The organism is Streptomyces sp. HP-A2021 (assembly GCF_022807935.1).
Lineage (GTDB): Bacteria > Actinomycetota > Actinomycetes > Streptomycetales > Streptomycetaceae > Streptomyces > Streptomyces afghaniensis.
The window spans coordinates 4,604,391-4,629,858 of record NZ_CP094344.1 but is presented as its reverse complement, the minus strand read 5'-3'; the positions used below and the strand labels follow the sequence as shown (position 1 = coordinate 4,629,858).

General features: G+C 71.2%; 2 protein-coding genes. Both read right to left on the bottom strand.

Annotated elements, in window-relative coordinates:
* Positions 1 to 105: 105 nt before the first annotated feature.
* Positions 106 to 20,409 (bottom strand): non-ribosomal peptide synthetase, encoded by a 20,304-nt coding sequence (locus MQE23_RS20885; protein ID WP_243379857.1) that lies wholly within the window; start codon positions 20,407 to 20,409, stop codon positions 106 to 108.
* Positions 20,406 to 25,433, bottom strand: a complete 5,028-nt coding sequence (locus tag MQE23_RS20880) for a non-ribosomal peptide synthetase (RefSeq protein ID WP_243379855.1) — start codon at positions 25,431 to 25,433, stop codon at positions 20,406 to 20,408. Before MQE23_RS20880 ends, MQE23_RS20885 begins: the two co-directional genes overlap by 4 nt.
* Positions 25,434 to 25,468 lie beyond the last annotated feature (35 nt).

Here is a 25,468-nt window from a genome sequence, read left to right as displayed (position 1 = left end):
GGAGGTCTCGGGGCACGCGTTCCGTCTGCTGGAGGGCGTCGGCGGACCGGGGATCGGTCCGCCGACGCCTGCGGGTCGGCCCTGCCTGGCGGGCCCGCTGGTGGATCAGCCCTGGCCGTGCAGGCCCAGGGAGGACCGCCGGGCACCATGGCCCAGCGCTTCGGCGATGTCGGCCACGACGTCCTTGCCGGCTGCGCCGTTGGTGAGGGCGACGAAGCCGTCACCGCTGCGCAGATGGCAGAGGGACACCGCCTGGTAGCCGACCGGCGAGCCGGCGTGGCCGAACTGCACCTCGTCGTTCGTGGCGTCCACGACCGTGCCCAGGCCGTAGAAGCTGTCGCTGCTGGGCGCGAGCATGAGCTGCGCCGTCCCCCTCGACAGCAGGCTGAGCGGGCGGCCCAGCGCGGAGCGGCGGATCTCCAGCGCGACCTTCGCCAGGTCGGCGGCGGTCGTCCACAGACCGGCCGCCGCCTGGTCCGGCCGGATCAGCCAGCCGCCGTCGACGGGGCGGCCCTCCTCGTCGTGCCCCAGGGCCACCGGGCGGCCGGACCGCTCGGGGAACGCCTGGTCGAAGCTGGTGGCCCGCATGCCCAGCGGTTCGAGGACGAGGTCCCGCATCAGCTCGTCGAACGGGCGGCCGGTGACGTCGGTCATGAGCTGCTGGAGCACCGAGTAGTGGACGTTCGCCTTGCGGAACTCCCTGCCGGGAACACCCTCACGCCCGACCGGAGGCGTCGTCGCCGGGGCCCTGCCGTGCAGCAGGTCGAGCAGCGACGGCACGGGGCCGGCGTCGCGCCGGAAGCCCTTGCCCGGGGTCGGGGTGAGCCCGGACAGGTGCCCCAGCAGGTGCCGGGCGGTCACCGGCACCGCGTCGGCGTCCTGCGGCACCCGCCAGCCGACCAGGTACTCGTTGACGTCCGCGTCCAGATCCAGCCGCCCCTCGTCCACGAGCTTGAGCACGCCGAGCGCGGTGATGTGCTTGCTCAGCGAGCCGACGTGGAAGACGGTCTCCTGGGTGACCGGCTCGCCCCCGCCCGCGGTCAGGGAGCCGAAGCCCTCGACGGCGACGAGTTCACCGCCCTCGACCACGGCGACGAGGGCTCCGGGAACCTTGTGCCGGTCCAGCGCGGCGGGCAGCGCGGCGGACAACGCCGTTCCGGCCGACGGCGCAGAAAGCTCCGCCTGCTGCCCGGTATCGGCAGCCTCCGTCTCGAGCACGGCGGCCGCGTCGACCAGTGCGGCGAGCTCCGCCAGGTCCTGAGCCTGGTAGTGCATGAACAGCGACAGCGGGAGTCCTTCCCGGCGGGCGGCCGCGATGACCTGGATGACCAGGATCGAGTGTCCGCCCAGCTCGAAGAAGCTGTCCGTCGTGCTGATCCGTTCCTTGCCGAGGACCTCGCTCCATATCTCCGCGAGCTTGCGCTCGGTGGGCGTGCCGGGTGCCACGTGCTGCGCCTGATCGGTGTGGTGGGTGGGGGTGGGCAGTGCCTTGCGGTCGACCTTGCCGTTGGCGTTCAACGGCACCGTGTCGAGTTCGACGAACACGGAGGGCACCATGTATTCCGGCAGCAGTTCGGCCAGGTATGCGGCCAGTTCGTCTCCGGGTGCGGTGCCTGGGCCGTCCGCCGGTACGACGTAGCCGATCAGGCGGGTTTCGCCGTCGTCGGTGGGGGCGGTCACGACGGCTTCACTGACCAGCGGACACCCCGCCAGTACTGCGGCGACTTCGGCGGGTTCGACTCGGTAGCCGCGGATTTTGACCTGGTCGTCGGCGCGTCCGAGGAATTCCACCGCGCCGGCGGTGTTCCACCGCACCACGTCCCCGGTCCGGTACAGGCGTGCACCCGCTCCTGCGAAGGGGTCGGGGACGAAGCGCTGCGCGGTCAGTTCCGGGCGGCCCACGTAGCCGCGGGCCACACCGGCACCGCCGACGTACAGTTCGCCCAGGGCGCCGACCGGTACGGGCTGCATCGATTCGTCCAGGACGTGTACGCGCATGCCGGGCAGGGGGTGGCCGATGGGCACCACGCCCTCGGCGTCGGCCGGGACGGGGTGGATGGTGGTGCCGACGGAGGCTTCGGTCGGCCCGTACTCGTTGATCAGGCGGCCCTCTCCGAGCCAGCCCGCCCAGCGCGCGCCCAGCGAACCGGCCAGGGCTTCACCGGCCACCACGACCACGCCCGCGAGCCTGGCGGCCTGTTCGGGTGTGACCTGGTGCGAGAGGACCTCCAGGTGTCCCGGGGTGAGCTTGAGGAAGCTGAACGGTCCCTGCTTGAGCAGCCATCCGCCCAGCTCGTCCAGGTCCGATGTGGACGGGAACAGCGCTACCCGCTGCCCGGCGCACAGCGGCGCCCACACGTTGGGCACCACCAGGTCGAAGGCGACGGAGGAGAACACGGCGCCGCCGCCCTCACCGCACGAGGCCAGCTCACGCACCGCCCAGCCCACGTGGTTGCCCAGGCCGCGGTGGGAGACCAGCACACCCTTGGGGCGGCCGGTCGAGCCGGACGTGAACACCACATAGGCCACACCATCGGCATCGACACGGCCCTGGGGCCGTGACGACGACCGTGCCGCGATCACTGCCGCGTCCGCGTCCACGTCGATGACCGTGCCCTCGAAGCCGGCCACCGGTCCGCCCCGCGTGATCAGCACGCGGGCCCCGGCATCCGTCAGCATCCCCGACACCCGCGCGCCCGGCAGCACCGGATCCAGCGGCACGTAACCGGCCCCGGCCTTCCACACCGCCAAAAGCCCCACCATCAGGTCGACGTCCCGCTCCAGCAGCACCCCGACCAGCGACTCCGCACCCACGCCCGAAGCCCGCAGATGATGCGCCAGACGATTCGCCCGGCCGTCCAGCTCCGCATACGTCAGCGACACCTCACCACAGACCACCGCCACCGCATCCGGCACCCGGGCAACCTGCTCCTCGAACACCTCCACCACCGGCCGCTCCACCACCGGCCCCCCACCCACCGACCAGTCGGCGAGCGTCTTCGCCTCCTCCTCCGGCAGGAGGACGAGTCGGGCGTCGCCGTTCGGGTCGGCGGCCATCGCCTCGAGGACGGCGCGGTACATGCCGGCCAGCCGCGCCGCGTGCGCACGGCTGAGGGTGCGCGAATCGGCCCGCAGGTTGATCCGGCCGGGGGCCGTCGACACCGAGAAGCCGAACTCGTTGGTGCTGTTCCCGGTGCTGGCGGAGGCGTCGATCATGCTGGTGTCGCTACCGCTGAAGTCCTGGTAGCTGAAGTACACGTCGACGAGCCTGCTGCCATTGCCGAACTCCTGCTGGACGGCGGGCATCGGGAAGTTGCGGTGCTCCCACATGCCGAGTTCCTGCCGGAAGACGTCCTGCACCATCTCCTGCCACGTCCCGGCCGTGCGATCGACCGCGAACGGGAGGATGTTGAGGTACATCCCGTACACCCGCTCGGCGCCCACCGCCTCGGGCCGGACGTGCGCGACCAGGCCGGTGAAGAACTCCTCCTCACGGGTGAGCTGGCTCATCACCTTCAGGTGCGCGGTGTGCAGCACGCTCTTCAGTGACACCTTCGCCGCCGCCGCGAGACGCTGGAGCCCGTCCGTCAGGTCGTCGAAGGTCACCTCCAGCTTGTACTTCTCCGGATCGGCGTCGCCGGCGTCGCCCCAGCCCTCGGGCATGGTGAACTTCTCCCGGCCGACGACGACGTCACGCCAGTGGTCGCGGTGCCGGTCCGACGCCAGTGCGGAGAGTTCCGCGGCGACGGTGTCGGCGAACCGAATGGCCGGTGCGGGCAGCCGCTCCGGATCCCGGCCGTCGGCGTGGGCGCGGTAGATCTCCAGCAGTTCGGTCAGCAGTCCGCTGAAGCTCCAGCCTTCGAGGATCACATGGGACTGCGCGATGGTGAACTGCCAGCTTCCGTCGGCGCACTGATGGATCGCGATACGCACGAGGGGCCCGGCCGTGTGGTCGAACGCCGTCGAGTTCTCCTCGGCGACGAACTCCCGCAGCGCGTGCTCCTGTTCGTCCTCGCCGCAGTCACTCAGGTCGAAGAACCGCACGGGCGTGGGCACATCGGCGTGCACCAGCTGCATGGGCACCGAGTAGCGGTCCAGCTCCAGTGAGGTGCGCAACACGTCGTGTCTGCGCAGCAGTTCCGCCACCGCGGACCGCATGGCCTCCTCCACCACCGGCCGTCCGTCCCGGACCCGCAGGGACGTCACGAGGTGGTAGTTGAGCCGATCACCGGCGCCCAGCATCTCCACCAGCATGCCGATCTGGTTCTGCATCATCGGGTAGGCGTCGGTCAGGCCCTCGGGCAGCAGTGCCCGGTCGGCGTCTCCGACCAGCGCGAACGGCTTGACCGCCGCCGAGGTGAGGGGGCCGCCGTCGGCCGGTCGGCCCGAGAGCCGCTCGCACAGCGCGCCGAGCGTCTGCGCCTCCAGGGTCTCGCGGACGGTGACGTCGTATCCGGCCTCCCGCAGGGCACCTACCAGCATCACGGCGCGAATGGAGTCGCCGCCCAGCTCGTAGAAGCCGTCCTCGACACCGACCCGCTCCACGCCCAGGGTCGCCCGCCAGATCGCGGCAACCCGTTCCTCCAGCGGGGTACGCGGGGCGACATGGCCGCGCCCGGTGCTGATCGCGGAGGCGTCGGGGGCGGGCAGGGCACGGCGGTCGAGCTTGCCGTTGACCGTGAGCGGGATGCGCTCGACGGTCACAAAGGCCGCCGGGACCATGTACTCGGGCAGTTCCAGGGCGACGAACGCCCGCAGCTCGACGGTGGCGGGCAGCTCGCCGTCCGGGACGACGTAGGCGACCAGCCGCTCGTCACCGACGATCACCACCGCTTCGCGGATCGCCGGGTGGGCGGCCAGCCGGGCGCTGATCTCGCCCGGCTCGATCCGGTACCCGTGCAGCTTGACCTGGTCGTCGGTCCGTCCGATGAACTCAAGACTGCCGTCCTGCCGGCGGCGCGCGAGGTCACCGGTGCGGTACAAGCGGGCACCGGGCGGGCCGAACGGGTCCGGCACGAAGCGTTCCGCGGTCAGTTCCGGCCGGCCGAGGTAGCCACGGGCCACGCCCGGGCCGCCTACGTGGATCTCACCCGGTGCGCCCATCGGGACCAGCTCACCGAACCGGTCCAGCAGGTGCATCGTCGTGTCGCTGAGCGGACGTCCGATCGGCGACACCGCACCCGGCACGACATCGCGCGGGGTGAGCCGGTGGTAGGTGCAGTAGACCGTCGTCTCCGTAGGCCCGTACATGTTCACCAGCGCGGTACGGCCGAGGCCGAGCCGTTCGGTCCACGGGCGTACGTCGGCCACCTCCAGCTTCTCGCCGGCCAGGACCACCGCGCGCAGCGACAGCTGCTTGAGCCGCTTCTCGCCCGGTGCGGTCGCCGTGGCGATCAGCGAGCGGAAGGCGGTCGGGGTCTGGGCCAGCACCGTGACCTCGCGCTCGACGAGCAGCTCCAGGAACTCCTCCGGCGAACGCGTCACCTCGCGCGGCACCACGACGAGGGTCCCGCCGTGCAGCAGCGCACCCCACATCTCGAACACCGACACGTCGAAGGCGTACGAGTGGAACAGCGCCCACACGTCGTGTTCGTCGAAGCCGTAGTGCTCCTGTGCCGTCTCCAGCAGCCGCACGACCTGGGTGTGCGCCAGCGTCACACCCTTCGGCCGGCCCGTCGAACCGGACGTGTAGATGACGTAGACGATGTTGTCCGGTGCCACCGGCGTCTCGGGAGCGGTCTGCGGGCGGGAGGCGATCGTCTCCGCATCCCGGTCCAGCACGACCAGCTCACCGTCGTACACGTCCTCCAGCACCGGCCCGAGGCCCCCGGTGGTCACCACGACCCGCGCACCCGCGTCCGCGACCACGAACCCGAGCCGTTCCGCCGGGTTCGCCGGGTCCAGCGGCAGGTATCCGGCACCCGCCTTCAGCACGCCCAGCAGGGTCGGCATCAGATCGGGGCCGCGCTCCAGGCACACACCCACCAGCGACTCCGGGCCCACGCCCAGCGAACGCAGGTGATGCGCCAGCTGGTTGGCACGCGCGTCGAGCTCCGCGTATGTCAGGGACACCCCGCCCGCGATCACGGCGACCGCGTCCGGCGCCGCCGCGGCACGCTCCGCGAAGATCTCGTGGACACACTGCTCCACCGAGGCGCTCTGCACGGACGACACCGCGCCGAGCAGCGCCTCCCGCTCACCGGCGGGCAGGTACACCGCGCGCGCGTCACCGTCGGCATCCGCCGCCATCGACTCCAGAACCGCCCGGTACATCCCCGCCAGCCGGTCGCCGTTGGCACGGCTGACGGCGTGCGTGTGGGTGGCCAGGGTCAGGTGGTGGGTGCCGTGGCTGTGCACGGACAGCTCGAACTCGTTGGGGGCGTCGCTGATGCCGGTGCCGGTGTCGACGACGTCCGTATCCACCTGGTGGAAGTCGACGTAGTTGAAGTAGGCGTCGACCAGGCGGCGGCCGCCGCCCCACTGGCGCTGTATCTCCGGCATCGGGTAACGCCGGTGCCGCCAGCCGGCCAGTTCCGTGGCGAGCACCTCGCGCACCGTCTCCCGCCAGGTCCGGGCGGACCGGCCGGCCGGGAACGGCAGGGTGTTGAGGTGCATGCCGAGCACCCGGTCGGCACCCGGGGCCTCCGGACGGGTGTGGAAGACCACGCCCGTGTGGAAGGTGTCGTCCTCGGTGAGCTGGCTCATCACCTTCAGGTGTGCCGCCAGCAGCACGCTCTTCACCGGTACCTGTGCCTCGGCGGCCAGGGTCCTCAGCCGGTCGGCGAGGTCGTCGACCGGGACGCGGACGCTGTACACCTCCTGTGGGCGGCCCGAGGTGTCGGCCCAGTCGTCCGGCAGCGCGAACGGCCGGTGGTCGAGGGCCACCCGCTCCCAGTACGCGCGGTCCTCGGCCGAAGCCAGGGACTCCAGTTCACCGGCGACGCAGTCCGCGAAACGCACGGCGGGCGCCTGGTAGGGCTCCGGTTCGCGGCCGTCCCGGAGCAGCCGGTAGCAATCCAGCAGCTCCGTCTGCAGGGAGTGGTGGCTCCAGCCCTCCAGGATGACGTGCGACTGGGTGAGCGTCAGCCACCACGCGTCGTCGCTCTCCAGGTGGGCGAAGACACGCAGCAACGGCGGCTGGGACAGGTCGAACAGCGTGGCGCGTTCGTGGGCCGCGTGGTCGACGAGCCGCTGCTCGCCGGCCTTGCGGTCCGTCGTCCCGCGCAGGTCCGCCCAGCCCACCGGCACCTCGGCCGTGCGGTGGACGATCTGCAGCGGCACCGAGTGGCCCGACAGGTGCACCGACGTCCGCAGCACCTCGTGCCTCTCCACCAGCAGCGCCACGGCGGAGCGCAGCGCCTCGGCGGAGAACGGGCCGTCGTCCCGGACCCGGACCATCGTCACGTTGTGATAGTTGTTCCGGCCGTCCCCGGAGAGCAGCTCGGCTGCCATGCCCAGCTGCGCCTGCGTCAGCGGGTAGGCGTCGACCGCGTCCTCGGGCAGCCGCGCCCGGTCCGTCTCCGGCAGCAGCGCGAACGGCTGTACGGCGTTCTCGTCCGCGACCGGTCCGCCGGCCGGGTCACGGCCCGCCAGCATCACGGCCAGCTGCGCGACCGTGCGGTGCTCGAAGACCTCCTGTACGCCGACCTCGAAGCCGGCACCGCGCAGTGCGCCCGCCAGGGCGACGGCCCGGATGGAGTCGCCGCCCAGCTCGAAGAAGCCGTCCTCGACACCCACCCGTTCGAGGTCGAGTACCTCCCTCCAGACGGCCGCCACGCGGGCCTCCAGCCAGGAGCGCGGCGCCACGTACTCGCCGGCCGCGAAAGCGTCCGCGCCGGGAGCCGGAAGGGCACGCCGGTCGGCCTTGCCGTTCGCGCCCAGCGGCATGGCGTCCAGCCGTACGTAGGCCGACGGCAGCAGCGCCTCGGGCAGCTCATGGGAGAGCCGGGCGCGCAGCTCGGCCGGGTCGGCCGACCGTCCCGGGGCCGGGACGACATAGGCGACCAGCCGCGGCAGGCCCGCGCTGTCCTCGCGGACCACGACGACGGCGCTCGACACCTCGGGCAGAGCGCTCAGCGCCGCCTCGGTCTCGCCGGGTTCCACGCGTGCGCCGCGGATCTTGACCTGGTCGTCGGTGCGGCCGAGGAACTCGACCGTGCCGTCGGCCCGCCACCGCGCCCGGTCGCCGGTCCGGTAGAGCCGGGCGCCCGCCGGGCCGAACGGGTCCGGCACGAAGGAACGCGCGGTCAGGTCGGGCCGGTTCAGATAGCCGAAGGCCAGGTTGACACCGCCGATGTACAGCTCGCCGGGGGCGCCGACCGGGACCGGGTGCATACGGGCGTCCAGGACGTGGACCGTGACGTTCTGCATCGGTGAGCCGAGCGGCACACGGTGCAGCCCGTCCAGCCTGTCGGGCGCGCAGTGCCAGGCCGTGACATCGACCGCGGCCTCGCACGGACCGTACTGGTTGTGCAGCTCCGCCCACGTCAGACGGGTGGTGAACTCCTTCGCGAGGGCGACGGGGAGGTCCTCGCCACCGGACACCACGATCCGCAGGGACCGCAGCTCGGACAGGTCGTCCACGGCGAGGACTGCGGCCAGCATCGACGGCACGAAGTGCAGGTTCGTGACGCCGTACCGGGCGATCGCCGCCCGCAGATAGCCGGGGTCACGGTGACCGCCGGGCCGGGCCACCGCGATCCGGGCGCCGGCCATGAGCGGGCCGAAGATCTCCGCGAGCGACGGGTCGAAGCCGATCGGGATCTTCTGCAGCACCACATCGGCGGCGGTCAGCCGCAGGTAGGTGTGCTGCGTCCAGTCGAGCCGGTTGACCAGGCCGCGGTGGTCGCAGAGCACGCCCTTGGGCCGGCCGGTCGAGCCCGATGTGTAGATGAGGTAGGCGGCGTCGTCCGGGCCGGTGACGGGCTCCGGGTTCCGTTCGCTGCGACCGCTCCAGCGGTCCTCGTCGTCCAGCAGCACCTCGGTGGCGCCGCTGCCCTCGACCAGCGGAAGCAGTTCGTCCCGGGTGACCAGGACGGCGACCTTGGCGTCGCGGACCATGTGGGAGATCCGCTCGGCGGGGTAGTCCGGGTCCAACGGCACGTACACACCGCCCGACTTGAACACCGCGAGCACGGTGACGAGCAGCTCGACCGACCGCTCCACGCAGACGCCGACGAGGGTGCCCGGAAGCACACCCGTGCCCCGCAGGTGGTGGGCGAGCCGGTTGGCCCGGGCGTTGAGCTCGGCGTAGGTGAGCTCCACCTCCTCGAAGACCACGGCCACGGCCTCGGGCGTCGCCTCGACCTGCTGCTCGAACAGCTCGTGCAGGCAGGCGTCGACCTGCTCGGCACCCGTGTCGTTCCAGGTACCGACGATGCGCTCCAGCTCCCCGGCGGGCAGCCTCGGAACGACGGCGTCGGCCTCGTCGTCCGCGGCCATCGACTCCAGCACCGCCCGGTACATCGCGGCGAGCCGCTCGCCGTCGGCCCGGCTGAAGTGCTGGGTGCCGGTCTTCAGAACCAGGCCCTCGGCCGCCGTGGTCACGGCGAGCGAGAACTCCATCGAGCCGGCGCCCAGACCTGCGTCGACGTCGACGACGTCGGTGTCAACGGCGCCCGTGAAGTTCAGGTAGTTGAACATCACGTCCAGGAGCCGCCCGCCCCGGGCCTGCCGCTGGATCTCGGGCAACGGGTGGCGTCGGTGCGGCCAGAGCTCGACCTCGCGGGCGAAGACCTGCTGGACCAGCTCGCGCCAGGTGCGTGCGCCGCGGTCCACGGCGAACGGGAGGGTGTTGAGGTACATGCCCGGCACCCGGTCGGCGCCCAGCGCCTCGGGGCGTGCGTCGCAGACCAGTCCGGTGTGGAAGGCGTCCTCGTCGGTGAGCTGGCTCATCACCTTCAGGTGTGCGGCGAGCAGCACGCTCTTCAGCGACACCCTGGACCGGGTGGCGAACGCGCGCAGCTGCCCCTCCAGGTCCCGCAGCGGCACGACGACCGTGTAGTCCGTGTCCGGTTCGTCGGCCGGGGACAGGGTGCCCGGAAGCGACAGCGGCGTGTACTCCTCGCAGATGCCCCGCCAGTAGGCGCGGTCCTCGGTGGAGTCCAGGGACTCCAGCTCGCCGGCCACGAAGTCGGCGAAGCGCACGGCAGGGGCCTCGTACGGCTCCGGCTCCAGGCCGTCCCGCAGCCGCCGGTAGCAGGAGACCACCTCGGTCAGCAGCGAGTGCTGGCTCCATCCCTCGGTGATGGCGTGGGTCTGGGTGAAGGACAGCCGCCAGCCGGCGTCGTCCTCCACGTGTACGGCGGCCCGCAGCAGGGGCGCTGCGGTCAGGTCGAACACCGTGTCCCGCTCGGTCACCACGAAGTCCCGCAGCACCTTTCGGCGCGCGTCCTCGTCCAGCTGTCGTATGTCGTGCACGGCCAGCGGAACGTCGGCCCCGGCGTACACGACTTGCATCGGCACGGTGTAGGTGTGCATGTCGAACGCCGTACGCAGGATGTCGTGCCGCCCGGCGACCAGGTGCAGGGCCTTCCGCAGCGCGTCGGCGTCGAAGGGCTGGTCGTCCCGGATCCGGAAGCCGCTGACGTTGTGGTAGTTGTTCCGGCTGTCGTCGACGAGCATTTCGACGACCATGCCGAGCTGGACCTGGGACAGGGGGTAGGCGTCGACGACGCCTTCGGGGAGCTTGGCCCGGTCCTCATCGCCGATCAGGGCGAACGGCTCGACCCGCCGGTCGGCGTCCGTGACCGCGGGACGTCCCGTGATCAACTCGGTCAGGCCGGCGACCGTGCGGTGTTCGAAGACGTCCCGTACGGCCACGTCGAACCCGGCCGCTCGCAGCGCGCCGACCAGGGCGACGGCACGGATGGAGTCTCCGCCCAGTTCGAAGAATCCGTCTTCGACACCGACGCGCTCGACGCCGAGTACCTCTTGCCAGACCTCCGCCACCCGCTCCTCCGTGGGTGTGCGGGGAGCGACGAAAGTGTGACCGGTCTCGACGGAGGCATCGGGCTCGGGCAGGGCACGGCGGTCGAGTTTGCCGTTGACGGTGAGCGGGATCCGCTCCAGTTCGACGAAGGCCGCCGGGACCATGTATTCCGGCAATGCACCCGCCACGAACTGCCGCAGTTCGGTCGTGGAGGGCAGCTCGCTGTCGATGACGAGGTAGGCGACGAGGCGTTCGTCGCGGACGATGACGACCGCTTCGCGCACGGCCGGATGCTCGGACAGGCGGGTGCTGATCTCGCCGGGTTCGATGCGGTAGCCGCGTACCTTGACCTGGTCGTCGGCGCGTCCCAGGAATTCCAGGCTTCCGTCGGTACGTCGGCGGGCGAGGTCGCCGCTGCGGTAGAGGCGTGAGCCGGCGGGTCCGAAGGGGTCGGGAACGAACCGTTCGGCGGTGAGCTCGGGTCGGTTGAGGTAGCCGCGGGCGACGCCGGGGCCGCCGACGTAGATTTCGCCGGGGACACCGACCGGGACGAGCTCGCCGAAGCGGTCCAGGAGGTAGACCCGCAGGTCGCTGAGGGGGTAGCCGACGCGGTTGGCGGCAGCCGGGTCGAAGTCCTCGTCGGTGATGCGGTAGTAGGTGGTGTGGACGGTGGTTTCGGTGATGCCGTACATGTTCACCAGGTGCGGGGCGTCAAGGCCGAGGCGGTCCGTCCACGGACGCAGCTCACCGACCTCGAGTTTCTCGCCCGCGAAGATGACCGCGCGCAGGGACAGCTGCCCGATGCGGGGGTCGTTCTGGCCTGCGGCCGCCACCAGCGAGCGGAACGCCGTCGGGGTCTGGGACAGGACGGTGACCTTGCGTTCCACCAGGAGGTCCAGGAAGTCCTCCGGTGAACGCGTCACCTCGCGGGGCACCACGACGAGGGTCCCGCCGTGGAACAGCGCACCCCACATCTCGAATACCGACACGTCGAAGGCGTAGGAGTGGAACATCGTCCACACGTCACCCTCGTCGAAGCCGTAGTGCTCCTGGGCCGTCTCCAGCAGCCGCACGACCTGGGTGTGCGTCAGCGTGACGCCCTTGGGGCGGCCGGTGGAGCCGGAGGTGTAGATGACGTAGACGATGTTGTCCGGTGCGACCGGTGTCTCGGGAGCGGTCTGCGGGCGGGTGGCGATCGTCTGCGCGTCCCGGTCCAGCACGACCAGTTCACCGTCGAAGACCTCGTCCAGGACCGTGACCAGCTCGCCGGAGGTGACCACCACCTGGGCGCCGGCGTCCGCGAGCACGAACCCGAAGCGGTCCGCGGGGTTGGCCGGGTCCAGCGGCAGGTATCCGGCACCGGCCTTCAGCACGCCCAGCAGGGTCGGCATCAGATCGGGGCCGCGCTCCAGGCACACACCCACCAGCGATTCCGGGCCCACACCCAGGTCCCGCAGGTGATGCGCCAGCTGGTTGGCACGCGCATCCAACTGGGCGTAGGTCAGCTCCACATCGCCGGCGATCACCGCTACCGCATCCGGCGACAGCACCGCACGCTCCGCGAAGATCTCATGCACACACCGCTCCACCGCAGCCGACGGAACCGACGGAACCGCGCCGAGCACCGTCTCCCGCTCACCGGCGGGCAGGTACACGGCACGCGCGTCGCCCTCGGAATCCGCGGCCATCGACTCCAGGACGGCCCGGTACATCTCGACCAGGCGCTCGACGTTGGCGTGGCTGATGACGTGGGAGTCGCCGCGCACGCCGAGCACGCCGCTGATCGCCGTCACTGCGAGGGAGAACTCATTCGGGTTCTCGCCCATCTCCGCTGCCTCGTCCACCAGTTCACCGTCGACCTGGTGGAAGTCGAGGTAGTTGAAGAAGACGTCGACGAGTCGGCTGCCGCCGCCGGCCTCCCGCTGGATCGCCGGCATCGGGAAGTGGCGGTGGGACCAGTTGGCCATCTCGCGTGCGAAGACCTGCTGGACCAGCTCGCGCCAGGTGCGGGCGGACCGGTCGGCCGGGAACGGCAGGGTGTTGAGGTGCATGCCGAGCACCCGGTCGGCACCCGGGGCCTCCGGACGGGTGTGGTGGACGACGCCGGTGTGGAACGCGTCCTCGTCGGTGAGCTGGCTCATCACCTTCAGGTGCGCCGCCAGCAGCACGCTCTTCATCGAGGCCTGGGCCGCCGAAGCCAGCGCGCGCAGACCCGGTTCGAGGTCGTTCAGGCGGAATGCCGTACCCACGGGTTCGGCCGGGGCGGACAGGTCGCCGTGCCAGCCCGCCGGGAGGACGAACTTGGCGTGCTCGGCGACCACGTCACGCCAGTACGCGCGGTCCTCCTTCGACTCCAGCGCCCGCAGTTCCGCGGCGATGGCGTCGGCGAACCGTACGGGGGGCGCCTGGTGGGGTTCCGGACGCGCGCCGTCGCGCAGCAGGCCGTAGACCTCCAGCAGTTCGCTGTAGAGCGAGTTCACGCTCCAGCCCTCAAGGAGGACATGGGACTCCGTGAGCCCGAGCCACCAGGCCTCGTCGCTCTCCAGGTGCGCGGAGACGCGCAGCAGCGGGGCCGCCGTCAGGTCGAACACCCGCCGGCGCTCCGTGGCGACGAAGCTCTGCAGCGCACGCTCGCGCGCGTCGGCGTCCTCCGCCGTGCGCAGGTCGTGCACGGACACCGGGGCCTGCGCGGCCCGGCGGACGATCTGCAGTGGCACCGCGAACCCGTCGAGGTGCACGGAGGTGCGCAGCACCTCGTGCCGCTGCACGAGGATGTCGACAGCCTCGCGCAGTGCCTCGGCGTCGAAGGGGCGACCGTCGCGGACTCTGAAGAGGCTGACGTTGTGGTAGTTGTTCCGGCGGTCGTCGGCGAACTGCTCGGCGATCATGCCGAGCTGGACCTGGGACAGCGGGTAGGCGTCCACGACGTCCTGCGGGAGCTGCGTCCGGTCCTCCTCGCCGATGAGGGAGAAGGGCTCGACGGACAACTGCTCCGGTTGCGGAGCGGGCAGGCCGGTGATCAGTTCGCCGAGGCCGGCGACCGTGCGGTGCTCGAAGACGTCCCGCACGGCCACGTCGAACCCGGCCGCTCGCAGCGCGCCGACCAGGGCGACGGCACGGATGGAGTCTCCGCCCAGTTCGAAGAATCCGTCTTCGGCACCGACGCGTTCGACGCCGAGTACCTCTTGCCAGACCTGCGCCACCCGCTCCTCCGTGGGAGTGCGGGGAGCGACGAAGGTGTGACCGGTCTCGACGGAGGCATCGGGCTCGGGCAGGGCACGGCGGTCGAGTTTGCCGTTGACGGTGAGCGGGATCCGCTCCAGTTCGACGAAGGCCGCCGGGACCATGTACTCCGGCAATGCACCCGCCACGAACGCCCGCAGCTCGGCCGTGGAGGGCAGCTCGTCGTCGATGACGAGGTAGGCGACGAGGCGTTCGTCGCGGACGATGACCACGGCTTCGCGCACGGCCGGATGCTCCGACAGGCGGGCGCTGATCTCGCCGGGTTCGATGCGGTAGCCGCGTACCTTGACCTGGTCGTCGGCACGTCCCAGGAACTCCAGGCTTCCGTCGGTACGCCGGCGGGCGAGGTCGCCGCTGCGATAGAGGCGTGAGCCGGCGGGTCCGAAGGGGTCGGGAACGAACCGTTCGGCCGTGAGCTCGGGCCGGTTGAGGTAGCCGCGGGCGACGCCGGGGCCGCCGACGTAGATCTCGCCGGGGACACCGACGGGCACGAGCTCGCCGCGCGCGTCCAGGAGGTGGAGGCTCAGGTCGTTCAGCGGACGGCCGATCGGGCTCGCCGAGCCACCGGCGGCGACGTCTTCCTCGCCGACCGGGTAGTACGTGACATGCACCGTCGTCTCGGTGATGCCGTACATGTTCACCAGCCGCGGCGACTCCAGACCATGACGCGCCACCCAGGTCTGGAGCGGACGGTAGTCGAGGGCCTCGCCGCCGAAGATGACGGTGCGCAGAGCGAGTTGGCCGCTGTTGTTGCGGGTGCGGTCCTCCTCGATGAGCTGTGTGAAAGCGGACGGTGTCTGGTTCAGTACCGTCACGCCCTCACGGACGAGCAGTTCGTGGAAGCGGCTCGGCTCGCGTGCCGTCATCTCCGGCACCACCACCAGCCGGCCACCGTGCAGCAGCGCCCCGAAGATCTCCCACACCGAGAAGTCGAACGCGTACGAGTGGAACAACGTCCACACATCGGAGGGGCCGAACCCGAACTGCGCCTGCGCCGTCTCGAACAGCCGCACCACGTTGGCGTGCCCCAGCACCACGCCCTTCGGCCGTCCCGTCGAACCCGAGGTGTAGATCACGTACACGACGCTGTCCGGCACCACCGACACCACCGGCGCGGTCTTCGGGCGGGATGCGATCACCTCCGCGTCCCGGTCCAGGACGACCAGTTCGCCGCCGTGCACACCCTCCAGCATGGGCACCAGCCCGCCGGAGGTGACCACGACCCGGGCGCCCGCGTCCGCCAGCACATAGCCCAGCCGGTCCGCGGGGGAGGCCGGGTCCAGCGGCAGATAGCCCGCGCCCGCCTTCAGTACACCCAGCAGTGACGGCACCAGATCCAGGCCACGCTCCAGACACACACCCACCAGCGAACCCTCGACCACCCCCAATGACCGCAAGTGATGGGCGAGTCGGTTCGCACGGATCTCGACCTCGGCATACGTCAGCGACGACTCACCGAAGACCACCGCCACCGCATCCGGAGAGGCCGCGGCACGCTCCTCGAAGATCTCGTGCACACACCGTTCCACCGGCGCCGACGCCACCACCGGACCCGCGTCGGAGAGCAGCAGGTCCCGCTCGCCGACGGGCAGGTACACGGCCTGCGCGTCGCCGTCCGGGTCGGCGGCCATGGACTCCAGGACGGCGCGGTACATGCCGACCAGCCGCTCGCCGTTGACGCGGCTGAGCATGCGCGGGTCCGCGGTGATGATGACGTGCCCGGCACGGGACGAGACCGTCAGCGGGAACTCGGTCGGGCTGTCGTCCAGTCCCGCCCGGTCGTCCACGACGGTGGCGTCCATCTGCCGGAAGTCCTGGTAGTTGAACATGACGTCCAGCAGCCGTCGGCCGCCGGCCGCGTCGCGCTGAATCTCCGGCATGGGGAACCGTCGGTGCGGCCAGAGCTCGACCTCGCGGGCGAAGACCTGCTGGACCAGCTCCCGCCAGGTGCGTGCGCTGCGGTCCACCGCGAACGGCAGCGTGTTGAGGTACATGCCGAGCACCCGGTCGGCGCCGAGCACCTCGGGCCGTGCGTCGCAGACGACGCCCGTGTGGAAGGCCTCCTCACCGGTGAGCTGGCTCATCACCTTCAGGTGCGCCGCCAGCATCACGCTCTTCAGCGAGACCTTCGAGTCCGTCGCCAGCTTGCGCAGGTCGCGCTCCAGGTCCTCCCACTGCGTCCAGGCCTGGTACAGCTCGCGCGGCCCGTCCTGCTGCTCGCCCCAGCCCGTGGGGAGAGAGAAGGGGGCGTGCCGGTCGACGACGCCCCGCCAGTAGGCGCGGTCCTCGGTGGAGGCCAGGGACTCCAGCTCGCCGGCCACGAAGTCGGCGAAGCGCACGGCAGGGGCCTCGTACGGCTCCGGCTCCAGGCCGTCCCGCAGCTGCCGGTAGAGAGCCAGGAGCTCCATCAGGAGGGAGTGATGGCTCCAGCCCTCCAGGACAGGGTGGCACTCGGTGACCGAGATCCACCAGCAGTCGCCGTCGGTGACATGCGCGAAGAAGCGCATGAGGGACGGCGTACCGAGATCGAACAGCGTGGCGCGCTCGCGCACGGTGAAGTCGCGGAGTTCCCGCTCCACCGTCTCCGCGTCCAGGCCACGCAGGTCCTGTTGGCCGAGCGGGAGTTCGGCGGTGGCGTGGACCAGCTGCAGGGGTACCGAGTAGGCGTTGAGCTCGATGGAGGTGCGCAGCGCCTCATGCCGCTCGACGACCAGCCGGCCGGCGGCCTGCAGAGCGTCGAGGGAGAAGGGCTTGTCGTCCAGCACGCGGAACGTGCTGACGTTGTGGTAGTTGTTCCGGCTGTCGTCGACGAGCATTTCGACGACCATGCCGAGCTGGACCTGGGACAGGGGGTAGGCGTCGACGACGCCTTCGGGGAGCTTGGCCCGGTCCTCATCGCCGATCAGGGCGAACGGCTGGACCCGCCGGTCGGCGTCCGTGACCGCGGGACGTCCCGTGATCAACTCGGTCAGGCCGGCGACCGTGCGGTGTTCGAAGACGTCCCGTACGGCCACGTCGAACCCGGCCGCTCGCAGCGCGCCGACCAGGGCGACGGCACGGATGGAGTCACCGCCCAGTTCGAAGAATCCGTCCTCGACACCGACGCGCTCGACGCCGAGTACCTCTTGCCAGACCTCCGCCACTCGCTCCTCGGTCGGCGTACGAGGGGCCACGAAAGCCGACTCCGCGAACGCACTCCCGCCCGGCTCGGGCAGGGCACGGCGGTCGAGCTTGCCGTTCACGGTGAGCGGGATCCGCTCCAGTTCGACGAAGGCCGCCGGGACCATGTATTCCGGCAATGCACCCGCCACGAACTGCCGCAGTTCGGTCGTGGAGGGCAGCTCGCTGTCGACGACGAGGTAGGCGACGAGGCGTTCGTCGCGGACGATCACGACCGCTTCGCGCACGGCCGGATGCTCCGACAGGCGGGCGCTGATCTCGCCGGGTTCGATGCGGTAGCCGCGTACCTTGACCTGGTCGTCGGCACGTCCCAGGAATTCCAGGCTTCCGTCGGTACGTCGGCGGGCGAGGTCGCCGCTGCGGTACAGGCGTGAGCCGGCGGGTCCGAAGGGGTCGGGAACGAACCGTTCGGCGGTGAGCTCGGGTCGGTTGAGGTAGCCGCGGGCGACGCCGGGGCCGCCGACGTAGATCTCGCCGGGGACACCGACCGGGACGAGCTCGCCGAAGCGGTCCAGGAGGTAGACCCGCAGGTCGCTGAGGGGGTAGCCGACGCGGTTGGCGGCAGCCGGGTCGAAGTCCTCGTCGGTGATGCGGTAGTAGGTGGTGTGGACGGTGGTTTCGGTGATGCCGTACATGTTCACCAGGTGCGGGGCGTCAAGGCCGAGGCGGTCCGTCCACGGACGCAGCTCACCGACCTCGAGTTTCTCGCCCGCGAAGATGACCGCGCGCAGGGACAGCTGCCCGATGCGGGGGTCGTTCTGGCCTGCGGCCGCCACCAGCGAGCGGAACGCCGTCGGGGTCTGGGACAGGACGGTGACCTTGCGTTCCACCAGGAGGTCCAGGAAGTCCTCCGGTGAACGCGTCACCTCGCGGGGCACCACGACGAGGGTCCCGCCGTGGAACAGCGCACCCCACATCTCGAATACCGACACGTCGAAGGCGTAGGAGTGGAACATCGTCCACACGTCGTGTTCGTCGAAGCCGTAGTGCTCCTGCGCCGTCTCCAGCAGCCGCACGACCTGGGTGTGCGCCAGCGTGACGCCCTTGGGGCGGCCGGTGGAGCCGGAGGTGTAGATGACGTAGACGATGTTGTCCGGCGTGACCGGTGTCTCGGGAGCGGTCTGCGGGCGGGTGGCGATCGTCTGCGCGTCCCGGTCGAGCACGACCAGTTCACCGTCGAAGACCTCGTCCAGGACCGTGACCAGCTCGCCGGAGGTGACCACCACCTGGGCGCCGGCGTCCGCGAGCACGAACCCGAAGCGGTCCGCGGGGTTGGCCGGGTCCAGCGGCAGGTATCCGGCACCGGCCTTCAGCACGCCCAGCAGGGTCGGCATCAGATCGGGGCCGCGCTCCAGGCACACACCCACCAGCGATTCCGGGCCCACACCCAGCTCTCGCAGGTGATGCGCCAGCTGGTTGGCACGCGCATCCAACTGGGCGTAGGTCAGCTCCACATCGCCGGCGATCACCGCTACCGCATCCGGCGACAGCACCGCACGCTCCGCGAAGATCTCATGCACACACCGCTCCACCGCAGCCGACGGACGATGTCCGTCGAGGCTTCCGCTGACGATGGCGTGTTCGGCCGGGTCGAGCATGCTCAGCCGGGATATCGGAGTGGACGGAGCGGCGACGGCGCTCTGGAGGAGCTGCAGGAAGTGGCGTGCCGTGCGCTGTGCGGTCTCCCGGTCGAACAGGGCGCTCGCGTACTCGACGCGCCCGTGGAACGAGCCATCGGCCGACTCCTCGACCTGCAGGGTCAGGTCGCACTTGGCCACGGGTGCGCCGCCGGAGTACGGCTCGACGCGCAGACCCGGCAGGTCGACGGCGTCCAGCCGAGACTCGTGCATCGTGAACGCGATCTGGTACAGCGGCGTACGCGACAGGTCGCGCTCCGGCTGGAGTTCGTCCACGAGCTGGGCGAACGGCACGTCCTGGTGGTCGAAGGCGTCCAGGACCGTGCGGCGCGTGCGGTCGAGCAGGTCGGTGAAGGCGGGGTCGGTGCCCTCGTCCCAGTGCCCGCGCAGAACCAGGCTGTTGATGCCGTAGCCGATCAGCGACTGGAGCTCCGGCCGCGCGCGGCCGGAGACGACCGTGCCGACGGAGATGTCGCTCTGACCGGTGCTGCGGGCGATGACCGCCTGGAAGGCGGCCATCATCACCGTGAACGGAGTCGTCTCCTGCGCGGCGGCGAGTTCGCGCACCGCCTGAGGCAGCTCGGCGGGGAAGTCGAAGAGCACCTCGGCACCCGCGTAGCTCCGCGTTGCCGGGCGGGGCCGGTCCGTGGGCAGTTCGGTCGGGGCCGCGCCGTCAAGTGCCGTGCGCCAGTGCGCGAGCTGCCGCTGGAGGCCATCGCCGGACAGCTGCCCGCGCTGCCAGGCCGCATAGTCCGCGTACTGCACCGGCAGCGGCTCCAGCGGGGACGGACGCCCGGCGGTGAAAGCGCCGTACAGGGCGCTGATCTCGGTCAGCAGGATGCGGGTGGACCAGGCGTCGCAGGCGATGTGGTGGAAGACCAGGCACAGGACGTGGTCGTTCTCGGTGAGGCGGAACACCCGGGCCCGCAACGGCCAGTCGGTCTCCAGGTCGAACGGGGCCGCGGTCTGCGCCGCGACCAGTGCCGTCAGCCGACGCTCACGCTCGGCGGGAGTTCCGCCGGGTACCTGCTCGACCGTCAGGACGGCGGTCGACTCGGCGGGCGCGTCGACGACCTGGACCGGCTGTCCGTCCGGCGTCATCGCGTAACGGGTGCGCAGGACCTCGTGCCGTGCGCTGATCTCGCCCAGGGCACGCTCCAGCGCGGAGACGTCCAGCGCGCCGCGCAGGCGCACCACGAGGGGAATCAGGTACTCGGTGCTGTCCGGGTCGAGGCGGCTGAGGAACCACATCTGCTGCTGCCCGGCGGCCAGCGGAAGGGGCGCGCTGCGGTCGGCCTTCGGGATCACCGAGCGGCGGCCGCCCGTCCGACGGCCGGCCAGTCGTCGGCGCAGCAGTTCCTCACGGTCGGTTCCCGCGGCGGAAGGAACGGCCTTGGATTCGTGGCCCCCGTTGCTCATCGGTTCTGCTCCTTCGGCAGCATCGAGTCCGCCACGTCTCGGTCGGACATCATGTCGATTTCGGTTCTGATGCAGGTCTCGACCGAGTCGGCGAGCGCGGCGATGGTCGGCCCTTCGAAGAGGGCACGGACCGGGAGGTCGATCTCGTACTCGCCGCGCAGTGCGGCGATCAGGCGGATGGCGAGGATGGAGTTGCCGCCGACCTTGAAGAAGCTGTCGTGAACGCCGAACCCGGATGTGCCGAGGACGTCCTCCCACAGCTCGGCGATCCGCTCCTCCACGCCGTTGCGCGGCGCGACCCGCCCGGCGTGTCCGGTGTCGTGGGTGGGGGTGGGCAGTGCCTTGCGGTCGACTTTGCCGTTGGCGTTCAGCGGCATGGTGTCGAGTTCGACGAACACGGAGGGCACCATGTATTCCGGCAGCGATTCGGCCAGGTATGTGGCCAGTTCGTCTCCGGGTGCGGTTCCTGGGCCGTCCGCCGGTACGACGTAGCCGATCAGGCGGGTTTCGCCGTCGTCGGTGGGGGCGGTCACGACGGCTTCACTCACCAGCGGACACCCCGCCAGCACTGCGGCGACCTCGGCGGGTTCGACCCGGTAGCCGCGGATCTTGACCTGGTCGTCGGCGCGTCCGAGGAATTCCACCGCGCCGGCGGTGTTCCACCGCACCACGTCCCCGGTCCGGTACAGGCGTGCACCCGCTCCTGTGAAGGGGTCGGGGACGAAGCGCTGCGCGGTCAGTTCCGGGCGGCCCACGTAGCCGCGGGCCACACCGGCACCGCCGACGTACAGTTCGCCCAGGGCGCCGACCGGTACGGGCTGCATCGATTCGTCCAGGACGTGTACGCGCATGCCGGGCAGGGGGTGGCCGATGGGCACCACGCCCTCGGCGTCGGCCGGGACGGGGTGGATGGTGGTGCCGACGGAGGCTTCGGTCGGCCCGTACTCGTTGATCAGGCGGCCCTCTCCGAGCCAGCCCGCCCAGCGCGCGCCCAGCGAACCGGCCAGGGCTTCACCGGCCACCACGATCACGCCCGCAAGCCCGGCGGCCTGTTCGGGTGTGACCTGGTGCGAGAGGACCTCCAGGTGGCCGGGGGTGAGCTTGAGGAAGCTGAACGGCCCTTGCTGCACGAGCCATGCGCCCAGTTCGTCCAGGTCCGATGTGGACGGCAGCAGTGCTACGCGCTGGCCCGCGCACAGCGGTGCCCACAGGTTGGGGACGACCAGGTCGAAGGCGACGGAGGAGAACACGGCGCCGCCGCCCTCGCCGCACGAGGCCAGCTCACGCACGGCCCAGCCCACGTGATTGCCCAGGCCGCGGTGGGAGACCAGCACACCCTTGGGGCGGCCGGTCGAGCCGGACGTGAACACCACATAGGCCACACCATCGGCATCGACACGGCCCTGGGGCCGCGACGACGACCGTGCCGCGATCACTGCCGCGTCCACGTCCACGTCGACGACCGTGCCCTCGAAGCCGTCCACCGGCCCGCCCCGCGTGATCAGTGCCCGGGCCCCGGCGTCCGCCAGCATGCCCGAGACCCGTGCACCGGGCAGCACCGGATCCAGCGGCACGTAGCCGGCTCCGGCCTTCCACACCGCCAAAAGCCCCACCATCAGGTCGACGTCCCGCTCCAGCAGCACCCCGACCAGCGACTCCGCACCCACGCCCGAAGCCCGCAGATGATGCGCCAGACGATTCGCCCGGCCGTCCAGCTCCGCATACGTCAGCGACACCTCACCACAGGCCACCGCCACCGCATCCGGCACCCGGGCAGCCTGCTCCTCGAACACCTCCACCACCGGCCGCTCCACCACCGGCCCCCCACCCACCGACCACAGCGTCAGCAGTTCGGCCTCGCGCGCGGGCACGACGGGCAGGTCGGCCAGCCTGGTGGCCGGGGCATCCGCGGCCGCCCGCAGCAGGTTCTGGAACCGGTCGGCCAGGCGCTCCATCGTGGCGGGCTCGAAAAGCGCGGTGGCGTACTCGAAGGCGCCCTCCATGCCGCCGTCGGCGGTCCGGCGCATCAGCAGGGTGAGGTCGGTGTGGGCCAGGCGCCAGGAGTCCACGACGGTGCCGGTGTCCTCCAGGGTCGTGGCGCGGCCGGTGAACTCCTGGTCATGCAGGTCGAAGGCGACCTGGTACAGCGGCGTCCTGGACAGGTCCCGCTCGGGGGCCAGGGCCTCCACCAGGAGGTCGAACGGCAGATCCTGGTGGGCGAAGGCGTCCCGGCAGGCGTCCCGGACGCGGTCCAGGGCCTCGACGAAGGTGAGGTCCGCGTCCAGCCCGCAGCGCAGCACCACGTTGTTGAGGAAGAAGCCGACGACGTCCTCGAGTTCGGGCCGGTCGCGCCCGGCGACGGGCGTGCCGACCGGCAGGTCCCATTGCGCGGTGTGGCGGGCCACCAGCGTGGCGTAGGCGGTCAGCAGCGTCATGAACGGCGTGGCGCCCCGGCTGCGTCCGAGGTCGGTGAGCGCCGTCACGACGGGGGCCGCAACGGTGAAGGCCGCCACCGAGCCACGGCCGTCACGGGCGGCGGGCCGAGGCCGGTCGGTGGGGAGAGCCACCGGGGTGGAGCCGTCCAGAGCGGCGCGCCAGTGGGTGAGTTCGCGCTCGATCACCTCGTCGGTCAGCCGGGCGCGCTGCCAGTCGGCGTAGTCGGCGTACTGCACACCGAGAGGCGGCAGGAGCGGGTCGCGGCCGGTGACGGCGGCGGTGAGCAGCTCCTGGAAGTCCCGCTGGAGGACCTGCGTCGACCAGCCGTCGCTGCAGATGTGGTGCACGGCCAGCACCAGGACCCGCTGCCCGTCGTCGAGGGTGCGCACCAGCGTGGCCCGCACCAGTGGTCCGCGTTCCAGGTCGAAGCCGTGCCCGAGCGCGGTGCCGAGCAGGTCGGCGAGCTCCTCCCGGGTGGTGTCCGTCTCGCGCAGCGCCACGGGGGCGGGACTGTCGATGTGCTGACGGGGTTCGCCGTCCACGGTGACGTACCGGGTGCGCAGCGACTCGTGGCGGGCGACCAGGGCGTCCAGCGCGGTGCGTACCGCCTCGGTGTCCGCTTCGGGTACGACCGGCAGGAAGACACCGGCCACCCACTCGGCGCTGCCCGGGTTCATCCGGTCCAGGGCCCACAGCCGGCGCTGTCCCGAGGAGACCGGCAGGGTGTTGCCGCGCGGGACGGGCGGGATGCCGTCGGGGTCCTTCGGCTGTGCGATGGAGGCTGCCGTTTCGGCGGGCTCGGGGGCGATCAACAGGGCCTGGGCCTCGACGGTGGTGGCCGTCAGCAGGCCGCGCAGCGGGATGTCCCGCTTGGCCGCGGCGCGCAGTTGGTTGGCGAGCCGGGTGAGCTGGAGTGAGGAGCCGCCGAGCTGGAAGAAGTCGTCGTGGACGCCGATGTCCTCGCTCTTCAGCAGCTGCTCCCACATCTTTGCGACGAGTTTCTCGGCGTCGGTGCGGGGCGCCGTGCGGGCCGCACCGACGTCCAGGCCTCGTGCGGCGAGCGCGGAGCGGTCGACCTTGCCGTGTGCGGTGAGCGGGAACTCGCCCGCGTCCATGAAGGCGGCGGGGATGTGACTCTCGGGCAGCCGGTCGCGCAGGAAGTCCCGGAGTTCACCGAGGACGTCGGGGGTGTGCGTCAGCACATGGGCGGCAAGCCGGGTGGCTCCGTCGTCGGTCTTGACAGGGACGACGACGGCGCTTTTGAGACCGGGGTGGGCGACCAGCGCGGCCTCGATCTCGGCGGGTTCGAGGCGGACGCCGTTCACCTTGGTCTGGTCGTCGAACCGGCCGAGGTACTCCAGGTAGCCGTTCCGGTTCCAGCGGACCTTGTCGCCGGTGCGGTAGAGCCGGGCGCCGCCGGTCCTGCCGTACGGGTCGGGCACGAAGCGGTCCGCGGTGAGGTCCGGCCGGCCGAGATAGCCGCGAGCCACACCGACACCGCCGACGTGCAGTTCGCCGGGTGCGCCGACCGCGGCGGGGGCGCCGGCCGCGTCGAGCACCAGCACGCGCATGCCGGGAATGGGCCGGCCGATGGGCACCGGTCCGGTCTTGACGGCCGGGTCGAAGCGGTGCGCGGTGACATCGATGGCGCACTCGGTGGGGCCGTAGGTGTTCCAGATGGTCAGGCCGGACCGCCGGGCCAGGACACGCTGGGCCAGTTCGGCGTGCAGGGGTTCACCGGCCGAGAACAGCAGCCGCAGCGCGGTGCACTGCTCCCAGCCGGACTCCTCGGCGAGCGCCTGGAGGACCGAGGGGACGACCTGGAGGACGGTCACGTCGTGCTCGGCCACCGCCCGCAGCAGGACGGCGGGGTCGCGTTCGGCTCCGGCCGGGGCGAGCACCAGCGTGCCGCCGCTGACGAGCGGGGCGAAGATCTCCCAGCAGGAGGCGTCGAAGGTGACGGCCGTCTTCTGCAGAACCCGGTCCCGGGAGCCGAGCGCATGCGTGTCGACCGCCCAGCGGACCCGGTTGGCGATGCCTTCGTGAGTGATGACCACACCCTTGGGCCGGCCGGTGGATCCGGAGGTGTAAATGGCGTACGCCGCCTGAGCCGGGTCCACCTCGACGGCCGGGCCGTCGACCGGGCGCCGGGCGAGCTCCCGGCGGGCGTCGACGGATGAGAGGTCCAGTGCGCGTACGCCCGCGCGCTCGACGGTGGGCGCCATCGCCCCGTCGGTCAGGACGAGACCGGCTCCCAGATCCTGAAGCAGCCATTCCAGCCGGGCGCTCGGCTGGGCCGGGTCCAGCGGCGCGTACGCCGCACCCGCCTTCCACACGCCCAGTACCGCGGTCACCAGGTCCAGACCGCGGCCCAGGCAGATGCCGACCCTGGAGTCCGCGACAACTCCGTGGTCGCGCAAGAGGTGGGCCAGCCGGCCCGACCGCTCGGCCAGTTCCGCGTAGGTGAGGCTCTGTGACCCGTCGGTGACGGCGATCGCGTCCGGCGTCCGAGCCGCCTGGTTCGCGACGAGTTCATGGACGGTGATGGCCTCGTCGAGCGAGCCGTTCCGTGCCGACTCGGACTTCATGGGTACTCCTGGGTGGTCAGCGGTGGATGGGGTGC